This window comes from Streptomyces sp. NPDC048389, from assembly GCF_040706335.1.
Taxonomy (GTDB): domain Bacteria; phylum Actinomycetota; class Actinomycetes; order Streptomycetales; family Streptomycetaceae; genus Streptomyces.
In genome coordinates this window covers 36,007-54,454 of sequence record NZ_JBEZKP010000027.1, presented here as the reverse complement: position 1 = coordinate 54,454, position 18,448 = coordinate 36,007, and the positions used below count along the sequence as shown (strand labels likewise).

The window sequence follows — 18,448 nt, the reverse complement described above, 5'->3', positions numbered from 1 at the left end:
TGCCGCGGTCGCCACGTCGTCGGCGGCATGACGGTGGTTTATGTGCCGGTATGGCAGTCGTGCGGGCGATGAGCGGCAATTCGCCCGTTGGTGGAACACGGCAACCAGGTCGTAACCTGCATCCCCCTGTCGCGCTACGCGCGTTGACTCTAAGCTGCCGCTCGACCCTCACATCACGCTGGAACTGACAAGGGGACAGATGTCAGCGACACCTCCCAACCACCGCGCGTCCCGACGGAGCCGGCGCCTTCTCGCGGCCGCCGCCGGGCTCGCGACCGTCGGCGCGCTCGTCGCCGCCCTGCCGGCCGGTGCGGCCGGCGGCGACCGTTCGGTCCCCGGGCACGGGCACGGGTACGGGCACGGCCGTACCGTCGATGTGCAGCTGCTCTCCTTCAACGACCTGCACGGCAACCTGGAGCCGCCGACCGGTTCCGCCGGCCACGTCTCCGAACTCCAGCACGACGGCACGGTCAAGTCGATCCCGGCCGGCGGCGTCGAGTACCTGGCGACCTCGCTGCGCGAGGCGCGCAAGGGCAGCCGGTACTCCGTCACCGCCGCGGCCGGTGACATGGTGGGCGCGAGCCCGCTGCTGTCCGGGCTCTTCCACGACGAACCGACGATCGAGGCGCTGAACAAGCTCGACCTCGATGTGGCGGGCGTGGGCAACCACGAGTTCGACGAGGGCGCGGTCGAACTGGCCCGTCTGCAGAACGGCGGCTGCCACCCGGTCGACGGCTGCTACGAGGAGGGCAAGGAGTTCGAAGGCGCGGACTTCCCCTACCTCGCGGCCAACGTCACCAAGGAGTCGACGGGCAAGCCGATCCTGAAGCCGTACACCGTCTGGAAGAAGAACGGCGTCAGGATCGGCTTCATCGGTGTGACCCTCGAGGGGACCGCCGACATCGTCAGCGCCAACGGCATCAAGGGCCTGAAGTTCCACGACGAGGTCGAGACGATCAACAAGTACGCCCGTGAGCTGGACCGCAAGGGCGTGAAGTCGATCGTCGCGCTCATCCACGAGGGCGGTTCGCCGGCCTCGACGTCGTACAACTACGACTGCGACTCTCCGGGTGTGGGCGACGGCATCTCCGGCCCGATCGCGGAGATCGCCAAGAACATCACGCCCCGGGTCGACGCGCTGGTCACCGGCCACACCCACCAGGCGTACGTGTGCACCATCCCGGACCCGTCCGGGAAGCCGCGCATGGTCACCTCGGCGTCCTCGTACGGCAAGCTCTACACGGACACCACGCTCACCTACGACCGCCGCACCAAGGACATCGTGCGCACGTCGGTGAAGTCCGCCAACCATGTGGTCAGCCGTGACCAGCCCAAGGCGCAGGACATGACGGACCTGATCGCGCGCTGGAAGGAGCTGGTCGAGCCGATCGCGAACCGTCCTCAGGGCTTCATCTCCGCGGACATCAACGGCCGTGGCGCCACCACCCCGGAGAAGCCGCTCGGCAACCTGATCGCGGACGCACAGCTCGCGGGCCTCGCCCCGGCCGACAAGGGCGGTGCGCAGCTGGCGCTGATGAACCCGGGGGGCATCCGCTCGGACCTGGTCTACAAGGCGTCGGGCAGCGAGGGCGACGGTGTGGTGACGTACGGCGAGGCATACACGGTCCAGCCGTTCACCAACATGATGAACGTCGTCGACCTGACCGGCGCTCAGTTGATCACCGCGCTCCAGCAGCAGGTCAGCGGCCCGAACGAGGCGTCGCCGAAGATTCTTCAGGTGTCCGAGGGCTTCACCTACACCCTGGACCTGACGAAGACCGGTGCCGACCGGATCGTCGTGGACTCGGTGAAGCTGAACGGCGAGGCGATCGACCCGTCGAAGAGCTACCGCGTCGCGATGAACGAGTTCCTCGCGGGCGGCGGTGACGGTTTCCCGGTCCTGAAGGAGCACACCAACAAGCTGGTGGGCGCTTCCGACCTGGACGTCTTCAACGCCTACCTGGCGGGCAACTCCTCGGCCGAGGCGCCGATCGCGCCGCCGAAGGCCGACCGGATCACGGTCGTGCAGTAGGTGTGAGCAGTACACACCACGCTGCAGACGCCACGCTGCAGGCGTCACGCAGTAGGCGTCGCGGAGCAGACGCCACGTAGTAGACGCCACGCAGTAGGAGGGGAGCGGACGGGGCGGTGGGCCGGTGGCCTGCCGCCCCGTCCGCGTTCCCGGGGGTGGTTTTCGGCCGGTCCAGAGCCTCGCGGACCGTTCCGCGTCCGGACCCTGGCGTGTGTTGTCGTGCTCGCGTCATACTCCGCGCCATGGACCGACGGAGATTCCTCGTGGGCGCTGCGGCTCTGTCCGCCACCGTCCTCAGCGGCGCCCCCCACGCCGCCGCCGCACCGCGCCGCCCCCTGTCCGCCCAGGACTGGATGGCCGGGGCTGCCGACTCGACCCCCCTGCAGCGACTGACGATCCCCGGCACGCACGACTCGGGCGCCCGCTTCGGCGGGCTGTGGAGCGAGTGCCAGAACACCACCATCGCGGAGCAGCTCGACAGTGGTATCCGCTTCCTCGACGTCCGGTGCCGGGTCACCGGCGGCTCGTTCGCCATCCACCACGGCCCGTCGTACCAGAACATGATGTTCGGCGACGTCCTCGTCGCGTGCTGGAACTTCCTCGCCGCGCACCCGTCGGAGACGGTGCTGATGCGTGTCAAGCAGGAGTACTCGCAGGACAGCGACGCCACCTTCCGCGCGATCTTCGACGATTACCTCGACAACCGCGGCTGGCGTCCGCTGTTCCGGATCGGTCAGGGCATACCGGCGCTGGGAGAGGCGCGCGGGCGGGTGGTGCTGCTCGGCGACAACGGCGGTCTGCCGGGTGTCCGTTACGCGGACGGCGCGCTGTTCGACATCCAGGACGACTGGAACGCTCCGCCCTGGGACAAGTACCCGAAGATCGAGGCGCATTTCCGCAAGGCGGTTCAGCAGCCGGGCAAGCTGTTCGTCAACTATGTGAGTACGTCCGCGTATCTCCCGCCGCGCTGGAACTCCGACGACCTCAATCCGCGCGTCCACGAATTCCTCGATGGCCCGGAGACGAGCGGCTGGCGTGGTCTCGGCATCGTCGCGACGGACTTCCCGAACACCCGGGCCGGACTGGTCGACTCACTCGTCCGGCACAACGGCTGAGAGGAGGGGTGGCGAGGCGAGACGAGGAGAGGGGGAGAGGGGAGGGCGAGGCGGGGAGGCGAGAGGAAAGGCAGGGGAGAGACAGGGGCAGGGGAGAGACAAGGGCAGGGCAGCGGGGGAAGGTCAGAGGTCCGCGCAGATCTCGCGCGCTGTGGCCAGGTCCTTCTTGGCCCGGTCGTCGAACTCGAAGACCTGCATATGGCGATCGCTCGCACGCTGGAGGGCGTCCGCGAGCGGCTGGTACGAGGAGTCACCCATGGCCGCCGCGGCCGACAGCGTCACGGCTCCGGTCCACCGGTTGAGCGCGATCAGCCCCTCGTCGCCCTCTGCCGTGTACTTCGACTCGTCGAAGCCGGCCAGCGCGTCGCACGCGCCCCGGGCGTCGTCGGCGGCGCTCGTCCCGCCCGCGCCCGACGTGCCGCCGGTCAGCGCCCAGGCCGCGCCCACGGCTCCGCCGCCCACCAGAAGCCCGACGAGCAGAGCGGTCACCAGCGGGCCCCTGCTGCGGGCCTGCGCGGCGGGAGGCACGGGCGGGGGCGGCGGGACGGGAGCCTGGTAGGGCTGCTGCGGTTGCATGTACACGACCGTAGCGGGCCGCCCGGGACGGTGTGTCTCAGGGGTCTCCGTCAGGGGCAGGGGGCTCCGTCAGGGATGGACGGGGGCGGGGTCGCCGCGCCCGGCAGCCGGACCACGACCCGGGTGCCACCGCCCTCGGCGGGCATCAGCACGGCCTCGCCGCCGGCCTCCCGGACCGTACGGGCCACGATCGACAGCCCGAGCCCCGAACCGGGCAGCGACCGGGCGGACGGCGAGCGCCAGAACCGCTCGAAGACATGCGGCAGTTCCTCCGGCGGGATACCCGGCCCGTGGTCACGCACCGACAGCTCACCCGCCCTCAGGCCCACCTCGACCTCACCGCCGGGCGGCGAGAACTTCACCGCGTTGTCCAGGATGTTCACCAGTGCACGCTCCAGCGCGGCGTGATCGGCCCGCACGTACCAGGGCTCCAGCGCCGCCGTGAAGGTCAGCTCGGGTCCGCGCAGCCGTGCCCGGTCCAGAGCGGTCCGCGCGATCTCGTGCAGCGCTACCACTTGCACCCGGCCGCTCGCGCCCACGTCCGGCCGGGACAGCTCCTGCAGATCACCGATGAGCGCCGCCAGTTCGGTCATCTGCGCCTTGACCGAGTCCAGCAACGCCCGCCGGTCGTCCGCCGGGATCGCCCGGCCGGTCTCCTCGCTGCGGGCGAGCAGCTCGATGTTCGTACGCAACGACGTCAGCGGGGTGCGCAGCTCGTGGCCCGCGTCCGCGATCAGCTGCTTCTGCAGATCGCGCGACGAGGCGAGCGCGGCGGTCATCGCATTGAACGACCGGGACAGCCGGGCGATCTCGTCCTCCCCGTCGACGGGGATGCGCACGCTCAGATCCTCCGTACGGGCGACGTGTTCGACGGCGCCCGTGAGCCGGTCGACGGGGCGCAGGCCGGTGCGTGCCACGGCCAGCCCGGCGGCCCCCGCGCCCACCACGCCGATGCCCGACACGGCGAGCAGCAGCAGGGCCAGGTCGTTCAGGGTGCGCTCGGTGTCGCCGAGCGGTACGCCGATCATCAGCGCGGTGTCCCGGACGACCGCGTTGCCCGCGTCCACGGACGCGGCGACGGTCAGCACGCGTACGGGCTCCCCGTCGGTGTCCGTGCCGTCGCGGTAGTTCAGGACCTCCGGATCCGCCCGCCGTGCGACCTGCCGGTCGCTCTCCTCGACGTGCACCGTTCCGACCGAGTCTGCGGGGAAGACACAGGGCCGTTCCTCGCCGGCCCGCACCAGTTGGAAGTAGTAGTCGCGTGGCGGGGCGAACTGGTCCGGCGGCGCGGCTGTCTGCGGGCAGCTGCGCAGCGTTGCCGCGACGCTCACGGCCCGCAGGTCCAGGGTCTCGCTCCTGGTCAGCAGCTTGTCGTCCACCGCGTCGTACAACTTGTCGTGTACGACGAACCAGCACACCGTCGAGACGGCGGCGACCGCGACCGTCACCGCCGTGGCCACCAGCAGCGCCAGCCGGGACCGCAGGGGCAGTACGCGGAACCTGTTCGTCACGAGGTCACTCCGGTCCGGTCCGCAGCGCGTACCCCACGCCGCGCACGGTGTGGACCAGCCGCGGCTCGCCGGCCGCCTCCGTCTTGCGCCGCAGATACATGACGTACACGTCCAGGGAGTTGGAGCTCGGTTCGAAGTCGAAGCCCCAGACGGACTTCAGGATCTGCTCGCGCGTGAGCACCTGACGCGGGTGCGCGAGAAAGAGCTCCAGCAGGGTGAACTCGGTACGGGTCAGCTCCACCCGGCGCGCACCGCGGGTGACCTCCCGTGTCGCGAGGTCCATCCGCAGGTCGGCGAAGGCCAGCACGTGGTCCTCCGCCGTCTCCGTGCCGGCCGCCGCGGCGTACGAGCTGCGCCGCAGCAGTGCGCGGATACGGGCGAACAGCTCATCGAGTTCGAACGGCTTCACCAGGTAGTCGTCCGCGCCGGCGTCGAGACCGGTGACCCGGTCGCCGACGGTGTCGCGGGCCGTGAGCATCAGGATCGGCACCGTCGATCCCCGCCCCCGCAACCGGCGGGCCGCGGTCAGACCGTCCATGCGGGGCATCTGGATGTCGAGGACGATCAGGTCGGGCGCGTACGACTCGGCCCCGGCGAGCGCGTCGATGCCGTCGACGGCGACCCGGGTGTCGTACCCCTCGAACGCCAGGGATCGCCGCAACGCCTCGCGCACGGCGGGCTCGTCGTCGACGATCAGGATGCGCTCGCGCTCGCCTTCAGTCATGGGCCAAGCCTCGCATGCGCTCAGTTGCCGTCGGTGTTGCTGATGCTGCTGCCGTTGCCGTTGCCATTGCCGTTGTCGTCGCTGCCGGTACCGCTGCCGCTGCCACCGGAGCGGAGGGTGTCCAGGTCGGCCTTGACGGTGTTGACCGGGATCGCGAAGCCGAGGCCGACACTGCCCGCGGTGGCGCCGGTGGCGGCGCTCGGGGAGTACATGGCGGAGTTGATGCCGATGATCTCGCCGTTCATGTTGATCAGGGCGCCGCCGGAGTTGCCGGGATTGAGGGAGGCGTCGGTCTGGATGGCCTTGTACGTGGTCGTCGAGTCGCCGGTGTCGCCGTTGAACTGCTGCCCGCCGAACTCGAATGGCCAGCCCTGGCGCGGGTCCTGCTGCGGCTGCTGCTCCTCGTCCTTGGCCACGGTGACGTCCCGGTCGAGCGCGGAGACGATACCGCTCGTCACCGTGCCGGTGAGGCCCTCGGGTGAACCGATCGCGACGACCTCGTCGCCGACCTCGACCTTGCTCGAGTCACCGAGCGAGGCGGCCTTCAGCCCGGACGCGTTCCGGAGCTTGACCAGGGCGAGGTCCTTGGCGGGGTCCGTGCCGAGGACGTCCGCCTCGTACGTCTTGCCGTCGCTGAGCCGGACCTTGATGGTCGAGGCGCCGGAGATCACGTGGTTGTTGGTGACGACCTCGCCGTCCGACGTGATGATCACGCCGGAGCCTGTCGACTGGCCTGTGCTCGACGTGGCGCTGATCTCGACGATGCTCGGCGAGACGGCCTGGGCGACGCCGGCGACGGTCCCCTTGCTGCTCTGCGAGACGTTGGTTCCGGTCGCGACGGAGCCGCCGCCGCTGCTGCCACCGGCGTCTCCGACGAGCTCGCCGACCAGGGCGGAGGCGCCGCCGCCGATGGCCGCGGCGACGATCGCGACGGCGGCGATCAGAGCGACGGGCCGCTTGGCCCTGGCACGGTGCGGGGTGGGTGCGGCGGGCGCGGGCGGGTAGTAGGGCGGGGGCGGTGGCGGGTAGTGGTTCGTCATGGGAACGACTGTCGTGGGCGTAGATGAGAACAGCCTGAGGCGGCGCTGAGAAGTCCGGCAGAACCGTGTATGTCCCATATAAGGGCGGGCGGGGTGCGGCGCCCGCGGCGGCTGCTTCCCTCCCTCGCCCCGGGGGCAGCCCCCGGGCTCCGTACCGCGCTTGGCGCGTCGGCCTCAGCTCGCCCGCCGCGCTCCGTACCGTCCTGTGCGCGGGGCTGTGTCCCGTGCTCCGCGCCGCGTGCTGTGCTCCGTGTTGCGTGCTGTGCTCCGCGCCGCGTGCTGTGCTCCGCGCCGCGTCCCGTGCTCCGCGCTACGTCGGCGTGCCGCAGCCGCAGGAGCGGCGGATGACCAGGCCCGAAGGGAAGAGCTTCACGCGTTCGCGACGGGATCCCATCACCCGGAGTCCGTCGTCAAGGACCAGGTCGACCGCGGCACGGGCCATCGCCGGGCGGTCGGAGGAGATCGTGGTCAGCGGCGGGTCCGTCAGCGCGGCTTCCTTGACGTCGTCGAAGCCGGCCACCGCCAGCTCACCGGGCACGTCGATCCGCAGCTCACGCGCCGCCCGCAGCACACCGAACGCCTGGTCGTCCGTGGAGCAGAAGATCGCCGGCGGCCGGTCCGGGCCGGCCAGCAGCTTCAGCGCGACCTGGTACGCGTCGTACCGGTTGTACGGCGCCTGGAAGAGCCGGCCCTCGACCGACCGTCCGGACTCGAGCATCGCCCGCCGCCAGCCCTCGACGTGGTCGGCGACCGGGTCGCCGACCGACGGCGTGGACTCGACGCCGCCGAGGCAGGCGACGTATGCGTGGCCGTGCTCCAGCAGATGGCGGGTGGCGAGCTGCGCGCCCCCGATGTCGTCCGTCACGACCGCGACGTCGTCGATCGCCTCCGGGCGCTCGTGCAGAAGCACGATCCGCGCGTCCCATGCCTCGATCTCCGCAGCGGCCCGCTCGCTCATGCCCTGGCTGACCAGGATCAGTCCCGAGACCCGCATCCCGAGGAAGGCCCGCAGGTAGTGGACCTCGCGCTCGTCGCGGTAGTCGGAATTGCCGACGAGGACCATCTTGCCGCGCTCCGCCGCCGCCTGTTCGACCGCGTGTGCCATTTCCGCGAAGAACGGCTGCCGGGCGTCGGGCACGATCATGCCTATGAGGTCGGTGCGCCGGGACGCCATCGCCTGGGCCACCCGGTCGGGCCGGTACCCCAGCTCTTTGATCGCTGCGAGTACCCGCTCGCGCGTGGCCGGGGCGACCGGCCGGGGTCCGTTGTTGATGACATAGCTGACGACCGCGGTCGAAGTCCCCGCCAGTCTCGCCACATCGTCCCGCGTCACCTTGGCCACGCGCGAAGTCTACGCGTGGTGACCTACCGCTGGGCAGGGCGTACGGCTGCTTCCTCGACGTCGGCGCCCTCCTCCGTACGGGCTACGACCTCCGCCGCCTTCGCCTTGGCCTCCTCGGCCGCACGTTCGACCTTCTCCGGAGCGACGAACCGGTAGCCGACGTTCCGGACGGTGCCGATGAGCGACTCGTGCTCCGGGCCGAGCTTCGCGCGCAGCCGTCGCACATGGACGTCGACCGTGCGCGTACCGCCGAAGTAGTCGTAGCCCCAGACTTCCTGGAGCAGCTGCGCCCGGGTGAAAACGCGGCCGGGGTGCTGAGCGAGGTATTTGAGCAGTTCGAACTCCTTGAAGGTCAGGTCCAGGACCCGGCCCTTGAGTTTCGCGCTGTACGTCGCCTCGTCGACCGACAGGTCGCCGTTGCGGATCTCCATCGGGGAGTCGTCGGAGGTGATCTGCCGGCGGCCCGTCGCGAGCCGCAGCCGCGCCTCGACCTCGGCGGGTCCCGCCGTGTCGAGGAGCACGTCGTCGATGCCCCAGTCGGCGGTGACCGCCGCGAGGCCGCCCTCGGTGACGACGAGGATCAGCGGGCTGCCGAGTCCGGTGGACCGCAGCAGCTGGCACAGCGATCGCACCTGCGGCAGGTCGCGGCGGCCGTCGACGAGGATCACGTCGGCCCCGGGGGTGTCCACGAGGGCGGGCCCTTCGGCGGGGGCCACCCGTACGTTGTGCAGGAGCAGTCCGAGAGCGGGGAGCACCTCCGTCGACGGCTGGAGTGCGTTGGTGAGGAGCAGCAGAGAGCTCATCGCCTCTCACCTGCCCTGTTCGTCCTGCGTTCGGCGGGTCGGCCTGGCTCGTCGGGTCGCTCGTCCATGACGTCGGTTCCTCCTCGGTCCCTGCGAGGACGTGCACTGCTTCGTACGGTGGCTCTCGCGCCCGAGAGCCTTTGTGAGGCTTTGTTCACCAGCCTGTAACAACGGCCGGAAAACACAAAAGGACCCGGGGGCTGCATTGCCCGGATCCTCTGCCAAGCACAATAGCCCACATGAGTTCCGTAGGAGAGGGCCGTTTTCACATTGTGGACGTATGAAGGATCACTTCCGGACCTCGGCGCGCAACTCCGGTGACATCGGACGGGGTCCGGATCGCGGCGCTTTCCGAGCCGTGCACGACCGGTCCGACGGACACCGCGATCGTCGTCGCACACCGTTTCACCGGCCGGTGGACCGGCCCTCGGTGCGCCGCGCCGCGCGGACCTTCACGCGGTACGCGGCGGTCGTGACCTTCTCGTTCCGTGGACACGGCAGGTCCGGCGGGCGGTCCACCGTGGGCGACCGGGAGGGTCGGACCTGGGCGGCGGCCGTCGAGTGGGCGCGCTCCCTCGGGCTCCGGCGGGTGGAGACGGTCGGATGCTGGGGGGTGCCTCCCACGCCGAAGCTGTGGGGGAGGGGGATCGGTCCCGCTTCGGCACGCGGTGCTGCACGGCTCACAGAAGCACGAGGGGCGCACCGAGGCGCCTACGGACGCCGTCGTCGCGGTGAGCGACCCCGCCCGCTGGTACTACCGTGGTACGGCGCCGATGCGGCGGCTGCACCGGGTCGTCGCACGGCCCGCGGGCCGGTTCGTCGGCCGGTTCGGGTTCCTACCCGTATCCGCCATCCGGACCGGGGTCCGGTGCCGCTGTCCCCCGTGGAGTCCCTGCCGCTGATCGCGCCGGCGCCGCTGCTGATCGTGCACGGCGACGGCGATCCGCACTTCCCGCTCGGCCACCCGCACCTCCCGCTCGGCCACCCGCGCATGCCGGGCGCCGCCCCGCAGACGGGGCGGCCGAGCTGCGGCTGGAGCCGGGCATGGGCACGCGGAGAACGCGGCGGTCGAGCCGCTGCTGCGCAGCCTGGAGGGACTGGCTCACCGCCGGATGGACCATCATGGTGACCGGCGCGCACACGAACGAGAGGAGTGCCGCTATGGCAGCGGGAACCATCCGCTACTGGGCCGCGGCCAAGGCGGCGGCCGGTGTCGCGGAGGAGCCGTACGCGGCGGAGACGCTCGCGGCGGCGCTGGACACGGTCCGTGAGCGGCATCCGGGGGAGCTGACGCGCGTACTGCAGCGGTGTTCGTTCCTCGTTGACGGTGCCCCTGTCGGCACCCGGAGTCATGAGACCGTACACCTTGCCGAGGGCGGCACGGTCGAGGTGCTTCCGCCGTTCGCAGGAGGGTGAACCGCACAGCATGAGCAGCGATCAGCAGTACCCGTACGGGCAGCGGCCGTACCCGGCGCATCCGGCGCCCTACGAGGACCCGTACGGGCAGCCGCCGCCGGACTCCGCCTCCGCCTCCGCCGACGACGCGGCGCAGACCTGGCAGGGCGACACCTGGGACACCCAGTACCAGCCGACCGTGCGACGGGAGCAGCCCGCGCCGGGCACCCCGGCGGCATACGGGCAGCCCGCGCCGGCTGCGACCGGTCCGGCGTACGGGGATGCCGTGCCGGACCCGGCGTACGGGAATGCCGTGCCGGACCCGGCGTACGGGCAGCCCGCGTTCCCCAGGGACATGGCGTACGGGAACCCCGCGCCTGACTCGGCGTACGGGCAGGTTCCGGGCGATTCGGCGTACGGGCAGCCCGCGCCTCCCGCGGCGGCGCACGCGCACTCCGGTCCCGCCGCGGAGGAGACCGCGTACCTGCCGCCCGTCACGGCGGGGCAGCCGCTGCCGCCGGCGGCTCCCGAGCCCGGCGGGCCGGCGTACGCGGCGCCCGAGGCGGGGCCCGTGGCCGCCGGCTACAGCCCGACCACGGTCGGCGGCAACGCCCGGATCACCGACGCGCAGCGCGCTCGCGCCGAAGGGCGCTCGCCGATCATCGCGCCGGGCATGCAGCCTGCCGGGCTGACCGCCGCGCTGGCTCTGCTGCTCGCCGGCGGCGCGGCCGTCGGGCCGTACGCGCTGCTGGTGCCGCTGGTGCTGCTCCAGGCCGTCACGGCTGCGGGCTGGTTCCGGCTCAACGGCATGTGGCCCGCCCGCCAGGGCATCGCCCTCGCCTTCCTCGGCGGTCTCGCCGCCGACGTCGCGCTGCTCGCCGCGGGCGACGGGAACGCAGCCGCCGCGATCATCGGCGCGCTCGGGGTGTGGGTGCTGCTCACGCTCGTCCTCCAGCTGCGCAGCCGCGCGGGGGCCGACGAACGGATGTACGGGTTGATGGCGACGGTCGCCTCCGCGGCGTTCGCCATCCTCGCGGCCGGTCATCTCGCGGCCGCCGACGACGCGGTGGTCGTCGGCGCGGTCGCCGTCGCCGTGGCCGTCCTCGCCCGAGCGCTGCCGCTGGGCGGTGTCGTGTCCGTCGCGCTGTCCCTGTCGGCCGCCGCCGGGGCCGGCATCGCGGCCGGCGGGCTCACCGGCATGGGCGCGGACGGTGCCCTGCTGGGCCTCGCGGCCGGCGGGTGCGCGCTGATCGGCCTGCGCGTCGCGAGCTACGACTACCCCTCCCGCTTCGTCCACCTGACGGCGGGCGTGGCGCTTCCCCTCACGGCGGCGGCTCCGGCGGTGTATCTGATCGGCCGCGCGCTCGCATAGCCGCGGGCCCTGCGGGCAGGTTCGGAACCATCGGCGTCCGCCGGGCGTCGAGCATTACGCAGGTGCCGTCCGGACTCGTTCAGGCGACGGACGTCCGTGGTCAGACAGGGTGGGGGACACCGAGCACATGCGTGCACTGCGAATACTGCTCGTCATTGCCGTCGTTCTCGGTGGTCTCTTCGTCGTGGCCGACCGGATCGCCGTCAACATGGCGGAGTCGGAGGCTTCGGACCGGATCAAGGTCCAGGAGGGGTCGGCCGACTCGACGGACGTGTCCATCAAGGGCTTCCCGTTCCTGACGCAGGCGCTGTCCAAGGAGTTCGACGAGGTCGAGATCAAGCTCACCGGCATAGAGACCAGGGCGGCGGGCCGGCCGGTGCGGATCGATGAGATGACCGCGGACCTGTTCGACGTCCGGGTGGGCGAGGGGTACTCGACCGCGACCGCCGAGCGGGCGGAGGGCACCGCCCGGATCACCTACGCGGACCTGACGAAGGCCGCCGACGACGATGTCACCGTCGCCTACGGCGAGAACGGCAAGGTGAAGGTGACCGGGTCCGTCACGCTGCCCCTGCTCGGAAAGATCACCCGCAGTGTCGTGTCCACGGTGAGCATCGTCGGTGGGGACACGATCAGGGTGCGTGCCGTCAAGGTGCCGGGCGAAGGGATTCCCGGGCTCGAGGGCGAGATCCGCAAGAAGACGGACTTCGACCGGAAGCTGGGCGGGCTGCCGGCGGGCCTGATGCTGGAGAAGGTCGAGGCCACGCCGGAGGGTGTGGCCATCACGGTCACCGGCAAGGACGTCTCCCTGGCGGGCTGAGGCACCGGAGCGCCGCGGGTGTCCGCGGTCCGGGCCTGCGCCGGGGCACCTCGGCGTGTCCACCGGCCGCATGGTGAGACGGCTCAGTCCGCTGGGCAGAAGGCTGAGTGGCGCAGGTCACTCCCGTTGCTGGTCCCGGGGCCCGTGCAGCCCCTCTCGTATCGAAATGTGGACGATCGCGTCTCAATATACGACACGCCGGTGACACGGTGCCCGACTCGTCCCTACGATCGGTCCCATGAAGCAGCGACAGGCGGATCTCACGAAGCGGCGGGCAGTCGACCTGTGCCGCGTCGCCGCCATGCTCTGTCGCCCCGTCTGAGCGGGAGCACCGCCCCGTATCCCCTGGCCCTTCGACCGTTCGTCGGGGCCGCACCGTGCTGATCGACGCGCTTCCGCGTACTCGCACACCTCTTGCGCACAACCCCTCGCGCACCACCGCCGCACACTGCCCCGGAGGAGAACCATCATGAGCCGCAGCGACGTCCTGGTAGACGCCGACTGGGTCGAGGCCCACATCGACGACCCGAAGGTCGTCATCGTCGAGGTCGACGAGGACACCTCGGCGTACGACAAGAACCACATCACGAACGCGATCCGGATCGACTGGACCAAGGACCTCCAGGACCCGGTCCGCCGCGACTTCATCGACCAGGAGGGCTTCGAGAAGCTCCTGTCGGCCAAGGGCATCGCGAACGACTCGACCGTCGTCCTCTACGGCGGCAACAACAACTGGTTCGCCTCCTACGCCTTCTGGTACTTCAAGCTCTACGGCCACAGCGACGTCCGCCTCCTCGACGGCGGCCGCAAGAAGTGGGAGCTCGACTCCCGCGACCTGGTCGCCGAGGTGCCGGTCCGTGAGGCGACGGAGTACAAGGCCAAGCCGCAGGACGCCTCCATCCGCGCCTTCCGCGACGACGTCGTCGCCGCGATCGGCACCCGGAACCTGGTCGACGTGCGTTCGCCCGACGAGTTCAGCGGCAAGCTGCTCGCCCCGGCGCACCTCCCGCAGGAGCAGTCGCAGCGCCCGGGCCACGTGCCCAGCGCCCGCAACATCCCGTGGTCCAAGAACGCCAACGACGACGGCACCTTCAAGTCCGACGAGGAGCTCAAGGCCCTCTACGAGGCCGAGCAGGTCGATCTGTCGAAGGACACCATCGCCTACTGCCGCATCGGCGAGCGTTCCGCGCTGACCTGGTTCGTCCTGCACGAGCTCCTCGGCCAGGAGAACGTCAAGAACTACGACGGCTCGTGGACCGAGTACGGCTCCCTCGTCGGCGTGCCGATCGAGCTCGGCGCCAACAAGTAACCCGCCAGACCTTCCTTCCCTCTTCCCTAGGAGAACAGCATGTGTGGAGCGCAGGCCGGCGGCCCCGACGCCTCGACGATCAAGCCCGGTGAGACCACGATCCAGGGTCAGGTGACCCGCGACGGCGAGCCGGTGACGGGCTACGTCCGTCTGCTGGACTCGACCGGCGAGTTCACCGCGGAGGTCCCGACCTCCGCGACCGGACAGTTCCGCTTCTACGCGGCAGAGGGCACGTGGACCGTGCGCGCCCTCGTCCCCGGCGCGACGGCGGACCGTACGGTCGTCGCGCAGACGGGCGGCCTCGCCGAGGTCGCGATCGCCGTCTGAGTCCGTTGACCGGCCGAAGGGCCGCACCTCCTGGGGGTTGGACGCTTACCGGGAACGAGGTGCGGTCCTTCGGTCGTACGCTGAGAGCATGTACGCGCGACGGCGCCGCAACTACTTGCTGATGATGGGCGGATGCCTCGTCCTCTTCGTCTCCGCCTGGGCCGTCGTGCGGCTCTGGTCCGTGCCGGTCGCCGTCGCCATGTGCCTGGTCGCCATGGTCGTCCCGCCGGTCGCCGCGGTGGTCGCCAACCGGCGGGGCCCCGAAGACCGCTGGTGGGACGACCCCTCCGGTGACCCGGAGTCCGACGCGTGGTGGGACGAACTCGACGGCAAACGCCGCCGACCGGACCAGTAGCCGACCGGACCGGTAGCCCTGCCGGAGCGGTAGCGGGCCGGGCCAGTGGCCGGCCGCGTCGAGAGCCGGCCGTGCCGGCGTCCGGTCGCGTCAGTAGACGAGGGCCTGTACGCCCTCCGGCATGATCTCGCTGACGAACACCTGCGCGCCCGCGATCCGTACTCCCTCGAGGACGTCCTCCTCCGTGATGTCCCGGCGCGCCGCGCACTGGGTGCACAGGGTGATGAGTCCGCTCGCCCGGATCGACTCGATGAGGTCCGGCAGCGGCGCGGCGTGCGGCAGCTCGAACTCGGCCGCGCGTCCGGGCAGCGCGAACCACGCGGACTCCCCGGTCAGCCACAGCGACACCTCCACGCCGCTGGCCGCGGCCACGGCCGCGACCGTGAACGCCTGGGAGCAGCGCTCAGGTGCGTCGGCACCGGCGGTCACCTTGATCACGAGCTTGTTCGCCATATGCCGAACTGTAATGCCCGGCGCTACAACCCTGGTGGTCCGGCCGCGGTCTGCACGTGGGCGCGGATACGGAATCCGTGCCTCAGGTCTCAGGGGGCCCATTTGGGTACGCACGCCGGCAACGTGCCGCCGGACCCGGGCTCGGACCCGGCACCCGAGGCGCCACCGGCACCCGGACCCGGACCCGGACCCGGCACCCGAGGCGCCACCGGCACCCGGACCCGGACCCGGACCCGGTACCCGAGGCGCCACCGGCACCCGACGGGCCGACTGCCGTACGCCGTCGCGGCCGGACCACGCTGCAGCCCGGACCCGGACCTGGGCGGCGAGCGCAGCCGGGTGCCGGTCGACCGGTATCTCGGCGAGTACGCCGCTGACGACCGCGAGGGGCTGCGCGAGCATCTGACCGAGGGCGGCCTGCGCCACATCGCGGCGCGCGGTTGGTCGATGCCGGACGGCACGTCGGCACGGATCTTCCTGCTGCGGTTCCACACCTCGGCGCTCGCCGGACACTTCTTCGGGAGACAGCTGGGTGGGGCTCCCGACACGACGGTGCGGCCGACCGGCGTCGAGGAGGTGTCCTCGTTCGACGGGGACTGAGGAGATGTCCTCGTTCGACGGGGACTACGGCCGTGAGGCGAGGGTCACGTCCATCGAGCGCTACGTGTACGACGAGGCCGAACCCCGCGGCCCGGTCCACGTCCGGCACGCGTACATCACGGCCGGTGACACGATCGCCCTGGTCGTGGTCTCCCGTAAGGGCGTCGCGCCGCTCGTCCCCTTCCACCAGACCGTGGTCCTGCAGAACCAGCTGCTCGGCTGATCGACGCGAGGGCGACCTCGCGGAACGGGCCGGAATGCGGCGCACTAAGCTGGGGTCCGGCCCGCTATTGCCTTCACGCTCATTCGAGGAGCACCCCGTGATCGTTTTCTTCGAAGCCCTGCTGGTTCTGGTCTGCGTCGGTGTCCTCGCCTTCGCAGGTCTGACGGTGAAGAAGCTGTACCAGGGCCAGCGGTAGTCTCCAGCCTCCCGCACCACTCGACCCCTAGAGATCGACAGAGCTGCTCATGATCGAGATCCCGTCCGACCTGAACCCGGACCTCGTCCCCCTCGCGTTCCTGCTGGGCACCTGGGAAGGCGCGGGTGTCTCCGACTTCCCCGGCGCCGAGAAGTGCAACTTCGGCCAGTCCGTGACCTTCAGCCACGACGGCCGGGACTTCATCGAGTACGTCTCGCACTCCTGGGTCCTCGACACGGAGGGCAACAAGGTCAAGCCGCTGGAGAGCGAGAGCGGCTACTGGCGGATCGACAAGGACCGCAAGGTCGAGGTCGTCATGGTCCGCGACGAGGGTGTCGTGGAGATCTGGTACGGCGAGCTCGCCGACCAGAAGCCGCAGATCGACCTGGCGACCGACGCCGTCGCGCGCACCGCGGCCTCCGGCCCGTACAGCGGCGGCAAGCGTCTGTACGGCTACGTCAAGAGCGACCTGATGTGGGTCGGCGAGAAGGCCACCCCCGAGGTGCCGCTGCGTCCGTACATGTCGGCACACCTGAAGAAGGTCGTCACGCCCGAGCAGGTCGAGTCGTGGGCCAAGGACCTCGGCGACCTCCCCGACGACGGCATCGCCTTCTTCAAGTAGACCCTTCTTCAAGTAGGCCCCTCTTCCGGCAGGTCCCGCTTCCGAGCGGGTCCCCACTTCGGGCGGGCAGCCGGACGGGGCGGGGACCGGCTGCCTACACTGGGGACGTGGTGAGCACCGACTGGAAGAGTGATCTGCGGCAGCGCGGTTACCGGCTGACTCCGCAGCGCCAGCTTGTCCTCGAGGCCGTCGACACCCTTGAGCACGCCACTCCGGACGACATCCTCGGCGAGGTGCGCAAGACGGCGTCCGGGGTGAACATCTCCACCGTCTACCGGACGCTGGAGCTGCTCGAGGAGTTGGGCCTCGTCTCGCACGCCCATCTCGGGCACGGTGCGCCCACCTACCACCTCGCAGACCGGCACCACCACCTCCATCTGGTGTGCCGTGACTGCACGGACGTGATCGAGGCGGATGTCGAGATCGCCGCGGACTTCACCGCGAAGCTCCGCGACACGTTCGGCTTCGAGACGGACATGAAGCATTTCGCGATCTTCGGCCGCTGCCGCGACTGCACCGTGAAGGCGGCGCAGGCCGAGTCGTAGGCTGGGGCCATGTCACCGACCAGCCCTCTGTTGTCCCTGCCCGGCGCGGTCCCCGCCGAGGGGCGTGACGAAGGGGTCGCCGCCCACTACGGCGACCTGTTCCGTGAGCAGCGATCCCTCGCCGACGGCAAGGGCTTCGTCGACCTGTCGCACCGCGGTGTCATCACCGTCACCGGCGAGGAACGGCTGAGCTGGCTGCATCTGCTGATCACCCAGCATGTGAGCGAGCTGCCCGCCGGACAGGCCACGGAAGCACTGATCCTCTCCGCGCACGGCCACATCGAGCACGCGCTGTACCTCGTCGACGACGGCGAGACGGTCTGGGCGCACGTCGAACCGGGCACGCGCGAGGCGCTCCTCGCCTACCTGGAGTCGATGAAGTTCTTCTACAAGGCCGAGGTCGCGGACCGCACCGACGACTTCGCCGTCGTCCATCTGCCCGCCGGGTCCATCGCCGAGGTGCCGGACGGCGTCGTCGTACGGGAGACCGCGTACGGCCGCGACCTGTTCCTGCCGCGCGCCGATCTCGAGTCGTACGCCGCCCGGTCCGGTCCGGCCGCGGGAATCCTCGCGTACGAGGCGTTGCGGGTGGAGAACCACCGGCCGCGGCTCGGCTTCGAGACCGACCACCGCACCATCCCGCACGAGCTGGGCTGGATCGGCAGTGCCGTGCATCTGCAGAAGGGCTGCTACCGCGGTCAGGAGACCGTGGCGCGCGTCCACAACCTGGGGAAGCCGCCGCGCCGTCTGGTCTTTCTGCACCTGGACGGCAGCGAGGTGCACCTGCCCGTGCCCGGCACCCCCGTCCGGCTCGCCTCCGAGGGCGAGGAGGGCCGCCAGCTGGGCTTCGTCACGACATCCGCCCGCCACTACGAGCTGGGCCCGATCGCGCTCGCGCTGGTGAAGCGGAACGTGCCGGTGGACGCCGAGCTGCGGGCCGGGGACACGGCCGCCGCCCAGGAGGCGGTCGTCGAGCCCTGAGCCCGGGCGGTTCCATCGCGGCCGGGGGCAGAACTCGCGCCCGGCGGTTTCGCCGCGGCCGGGGGCAGGAGCGCCCCGGTGGTTTCGCCGCGGCCCCCGAGCCGGGC

Annotated in this window: 21 protein-coding genes and 1 pseudogene; 15 read left to right on the top strand and 7 right to left on the bottom strand. The window is 70.9% G+C overall.

Going from position 1 to position 18,448, the window contains the following annotated elements; genetic code table 11:
• The first annotated feature begins 199 nt into the window (after positions 1–199).
• Both AB0903_RS19750 and AB0903_RS19745 read left to right on the top strand, forming a co-directional pair.
• Positions 200–2,032: a bifunctional metallophosphatase/5'-nucleotidase gene (locus tag AB0903_RS19750; protein WP_366704450.1), complete on the top strand. Its 1,833-nt coding sequence runs from the start codon at positions 200–202 to the stop codon at positions 2,030–2,032.
• Positions 2,033–2,274: 242 nt separating this feature from the next.
• The gene (locus AB0903_RS19745) at positions 2,275–3,147 is read left to right on the top strand and encodes a phosphatidylinositol-specific phospholipase C (protein WP_366704448.1); all 873 of its coding nucleotides are present in this window, start codon (positions 2,275–2,277) and stop codon (positions 3,145–3,147) included.
• Positions 3,148–3,270: 123 nt separating this feature from the next.
• Here the strand turns inward: AB0903_RS19745 and AB0903_RS19740 are convergent, their stop codons facing one another.
• The 6 genes from AB0903_RS19740 to AB0903_RS19715 form a co-directional block, all read right to left on the bottom strand.
• Positions 3,271–3,723, bottom strand: a complete 453-nt coding sequence (locus AB0903_RS19740; protein WP_366704446.1) for a hypothetical protein — start codon at positions 3,721–3,723, stop codon at positions 3,271–3,273.
• Positions 3,724–3,773: 50 nt separating this feature from the next.
• A complete protein-coding gene (locus AB0903_RS19735) occupies positions 3,774–5,234 on the bottom strand; it encodes a HAMP domain-containing sensor histidine kinase (RefSeq protein WP_366704444.1) in 1,461 nt (486 codons plus the stop codon).
• Between the two features lie 4 nt (positions 5,235–5,238).
• Positions 5,239–5,958, bottom strand: coding sequence for a response regulator transcription factor (locus tag AB0903_RS19730; protein WP_366704442.1), 720 nt, complete (start codon positions 5,956–5,958; stop codon positions 5,239–5,241).
• 20 nt (positions 5,959–5,978) lie between these two features.
• On the bottom strand, positions 5,979–6,998 hold the full coding sequence (locus tag AB0903_RS19725) for a trypsin-like peptidase domain-containing protein (RefSeq protein ID WP_366704440.1): 1,020 nt from the start codon (positions 6,996–6,998) through the stop codon (positions 5,979–5,981).
• Positions 6,999–7,308: 310 nt separating this feature from the next.
• Positions 7,309–8,340, bottom strand: coding sequence for a LacI family DNA-binding transcriptional regulator (locus AB0903_RS19720; RefSeq protein ID WP_366704438.1), 1,032 nt, complete (start codon positions 8,338–8,340; stop codon positions 7,309–7,311).
• Between the two features lie 23 nt (positions 8,341–8,363).
• Positions 8,364–9,143, bottom strand: a complete 780-nt coding sequence (locus tag AB0903_RS19715; RefSeq protein WP_366704436.1) for a response regulator transcription factor — start codon at positions 9,141–9,143, stop codon at positions 8,364–8,366.
• 338 nt (positions 9,144–9,481) lie between these two features.
• Here AB0903_RS19715 and AB0903_RS19710 point away from each other — a divergent pair.
• The 8 genes and pseudogenes from AB0903_RS19710 to AB0903_RS19675 all read left to right on the top strand — a co-directional run.
• Positions 9,482–10,110: pseudogene (locus AB0903_RS19710) on the top strand (alpha/beta hydrolase); the annotation flags it as partial.
• Between the two features lie 194 nt (positions 10,111–10,304).
• On the top strand, positions 10,305–10,559 hold the full coding sequence (locus AB0903_RS19705; protein WP_366704434.1) for a MoaD/ThiS family protein: 255 nt from the start codon (positions 10,305–10,307) through the stop codon (positions 10,557–10,559).
• 10 nt (positions 10,560–10,569) lie between these two features.
• On the top strand, positions 10,570–11,910 hold the full coding sequence (locus AB0903_RS19700; RefSeq protein WP_366704432.1) for a hypothetical protein: 1,341 nt from the start codon (positions 10,570–10,572) through the stop codon (positions 11,908–11,910).
• Positions 11,911–12,037: 127 nt separating this feature from the next.
• Complete coding sequence (locus AB0903_RS19695) at positions 12,038–12,730, top strand: DUF2993 domain-containing protein (RefSeq protein ID WP_366704431.1); 693 nt, start codon at positions 12,038–12,040, stop codon at positions 12,728–12,730.
• A 238-nt stretch (positions 12,731–12,968) separates the two neighbouring features.
• Positions 12,969–13,052: an Ms5788A family Cys-rich leader peptide gene (locus AB0903_RS19690; protein ID WP_353850233.1), complete on the top strand. Its 84-nt coding sequence runs from the start codon at positions 12,969–12,971 to the stop codon at positions 13,050–13,052.
• Positions 13,053–13,199: 147 nt separating this feature from the next.
• Positions 13,200–14,039, top strand: a complete 840-nt coding sequence (locus AB0903_RS19685; RefSeq protein ID WP_366704429.1) for a sulfurtransferase — start codon at positions 13,200–13,202, stop codon at positions 14,037–14,039.
• Positions 14,040–14,078: 39 nt separating this feature from the next.
• Complete coding sequence (locus AB0903_RS19680; protein WP_100107898.1) at positions 14,079–14,366, top strand: DUF1416 domain-containing protein; 288 nt, start codon at positions 14,079–14,081, stop codon at positions 14,364–14,366.
• Positions 14,367–14,454: 88 nt separating this feature from the next.
• Positions 14,455–14,721: a DUF3099 domain-containing protein gene (locus AB0903_RS19675; RefSeq protein ID WP_366704427.1), complete on the top strand. Its 267-nt coding sequence runs from the start codon at positions 14,455–14,457 to the stop codon at positions 14,719–14,721.
• Positions 14,722–14,811: 90 nt separating this feature from the next.
• On the opposite strand, the gene AB0903_RS19670 is transcribed toward AB0903_RS19675, so the two are convergent.
• Positions 14,812–15,174, bottom strand: a complete 363-nt coding sequence (locus AB0903_RS19670; RefSeq protein WP_366704425.1) for a DsrE family protein — start codon at positions 15,172–15,174, stop codon at positions 14,812–14,814.
• A gap of 102 nt (positions 15,175–15,276) precedes the next feature.
• Here AB0903_RS19670 and AB0903_RS19665 point away from each other — a divergent pair, with 102 nt between their 5' ends.
• The 5 genes from AB0903_RS19665 (at position 15,277) to AB0903_RS19645 (ending at position 18,341) form a co-directional block, all read left to right on the top strand.
• A complete protein-coding gene (locus AB0903_RS19665; protein WP_366704423.1) occupies positions 15,277–15,774 on the top strand; it encodes a hypothetical protein in 498 nt (165 codons plus the stop codon).
• A gap of 4 nt (positions 15,775–15,778) precedes the next feature.
• Positions 15,779–15,997, top strand: coding sequence for a hypothetical protein (locus AB0903_RS19660; RefSeq protein ID WP_366704421.1), 219 nt, complete (start codon positions 15,779–15,781; stop codon positions 15,995–15,997).
• A 245-nt stretch (positions 15,998–16,242) separates the two neighbouring features.
• Positions 16,243–16,815: an FABP family protein gene (locus tag AB0903_RS19655; RefSeq protein WP_366704419.1), complete on the top strand. Its 573-nt coding sequence runs from the start codon at positions 16,243–16,245 to the stop codon at positions 16,813–16,815.
• Positions 16,816–16,922: 107 nt separating this feature from the next.
• Positions 16,923–17,360, top strand: coding sequence for a transcriptional repressor (locus tag AB0903_RS19650; protein WP_366704417.1), 438 nt, complete (start codon positions 16,923–16,925; stop codon positions 17,358–17,360).
• A 9-nt stretch (positions 17,361–17,369) separates the two neighbouring features.
• Positions 17,370–18,341: a folate-binding protein gene (locus tag AB0903_RS19645; protein WP_366704415.1), complete on the top strand. Its 972-nt coding sequence runs from the start codon at positions 17,370–17,372 to the stop codon at positions 18,339–18,341.
• Positions 18,342–18,448: the final 107 nt, after the last annotated feature.

Excerpts from the sequence above, each read along its gene's own strand:
- AB0903_RS19690 (WP_353850233.1), top strand. The coding sequence starts at position 12,969 with ATGAAGCAGCGACAGGCGGATCTCACGAAGCGGCGGGCAGTCGACCTG.
- AB0903_RS19730 (WP_366704442.1), bottom strand. The coding sequence starts at position 5,958 with ATGACTGAAGGCGAGCGCGAGCGCATCCTGATCGTCGACGACGAGCCC.
- AB0903_RS19740 (WP_366704446.1), bottom strand. The coding sequence starts at position 3,723 with ATGCAACCGCAGCAGCCCTACCAGGCTCCCGTCCCGCCGCCCCCGCCC.
- AB0903_RS19680 (WP_100107898.1), top strand. The coding sequence starts at position 14,079 with ATGTGTGGAGCGCAGGCCGGCGGCCCCGACGCCTCGACGATCAAGCCC.
- AB0903_RS19745 (WP_366704448.1), top strand. The coding sequence starts at position 2,275 with ATGGACCGACGGAGATTCCTCGTGGGCGCTGCGGCTCTGTCCGCCACC.
- AB0903_RS19675 (WP_366704427.1), top strand. The coding sequence starts at position 14,455 with ATGTACGCGCGACGGCGCCGCAACTACTTGCTGATGATGGGCGGATGC.
- AB0903_RS19700 (WP_366704432.1), top strand. The coding sequence starts at position 10,570 with ATGAGCAGCGATCAGCAGTACCCGTACGGGCAGCGGCCGTACCCGGCG.
- AB0903_RS19670 (WP_366704425.1), bottom strand. The coding sequence starts at position 15,174 with ATGGCGAACAAGCTCGTGATCAAGGTGACCGCCGGTGCCGACGCACCT.
- AB0903_RS19685 (WP_366704429.1), top strand. The coding sequence starts at position 13,200 with ATGAGCCGCAGCGACGTCCTGGTAGACGCCGACTGGGTCGAGGCCCAC.
- AB0903_RS19750 (WP_366704450.1), top strand. The coding sequence starts at position 200 with ATGTCAGCGACACCTCCCAACCACCGCGCGTCCCGACGGAGCCGGCGC.
- AB0903_RS19725 (WP_366704440.1), bottom strand. The coding sequence starts at position 6,998 with ATGACGAACCACTACCCGCCACCGCCCCCGCCCTACTACCCGCCCGCG.
- AB0903_RS19660 (WP_366704421.1), top strand. The coding sequence starts at position 15,779 with ATGTCCTCGTTCGACGGGGACTACGGCCGTGAGGCGAGGGTCACGTCC.
- AB0903_RS19695 (WP_366704431.1), top strand. The coding sequence starts at position 12,038 with ATGCGTGCACTGCGAATACTGCTCGTCATTGCCGTCGTTCTCGGTGGT.
- AB0903_RS19715 (WP_366704436.1), bottom strand. The coding sequence starts at position 9,143 with ATGAGCTCTCTGCTGCTCCTCACCAACGCACTCCAGCCGTCGACGGAG.
- AB0903_RS19655 (WP_366704419.1), top strand. The coding sequence starts at position 16,243 with ATGATCGAGATCCCGTCCGACCTGAACCCGGACCTCGTCCCCCTCGCG.
- AB0903_RS19705 (WP_366704434.1), top strand. The coding sequence starts at position 10,305 with ATGGCAGCGGGAACCATCCGCTACTGGGCCGCGGCCAAGGCGGCGGCC.
- AB0903_RS19645 (WP_366704415.1), top strand. The coding sequence starts at position 17,370 with ATGTCACCGACCAGCCCTCTGTTGTCCCTGCCCGGCGCGGTCCCCGCC.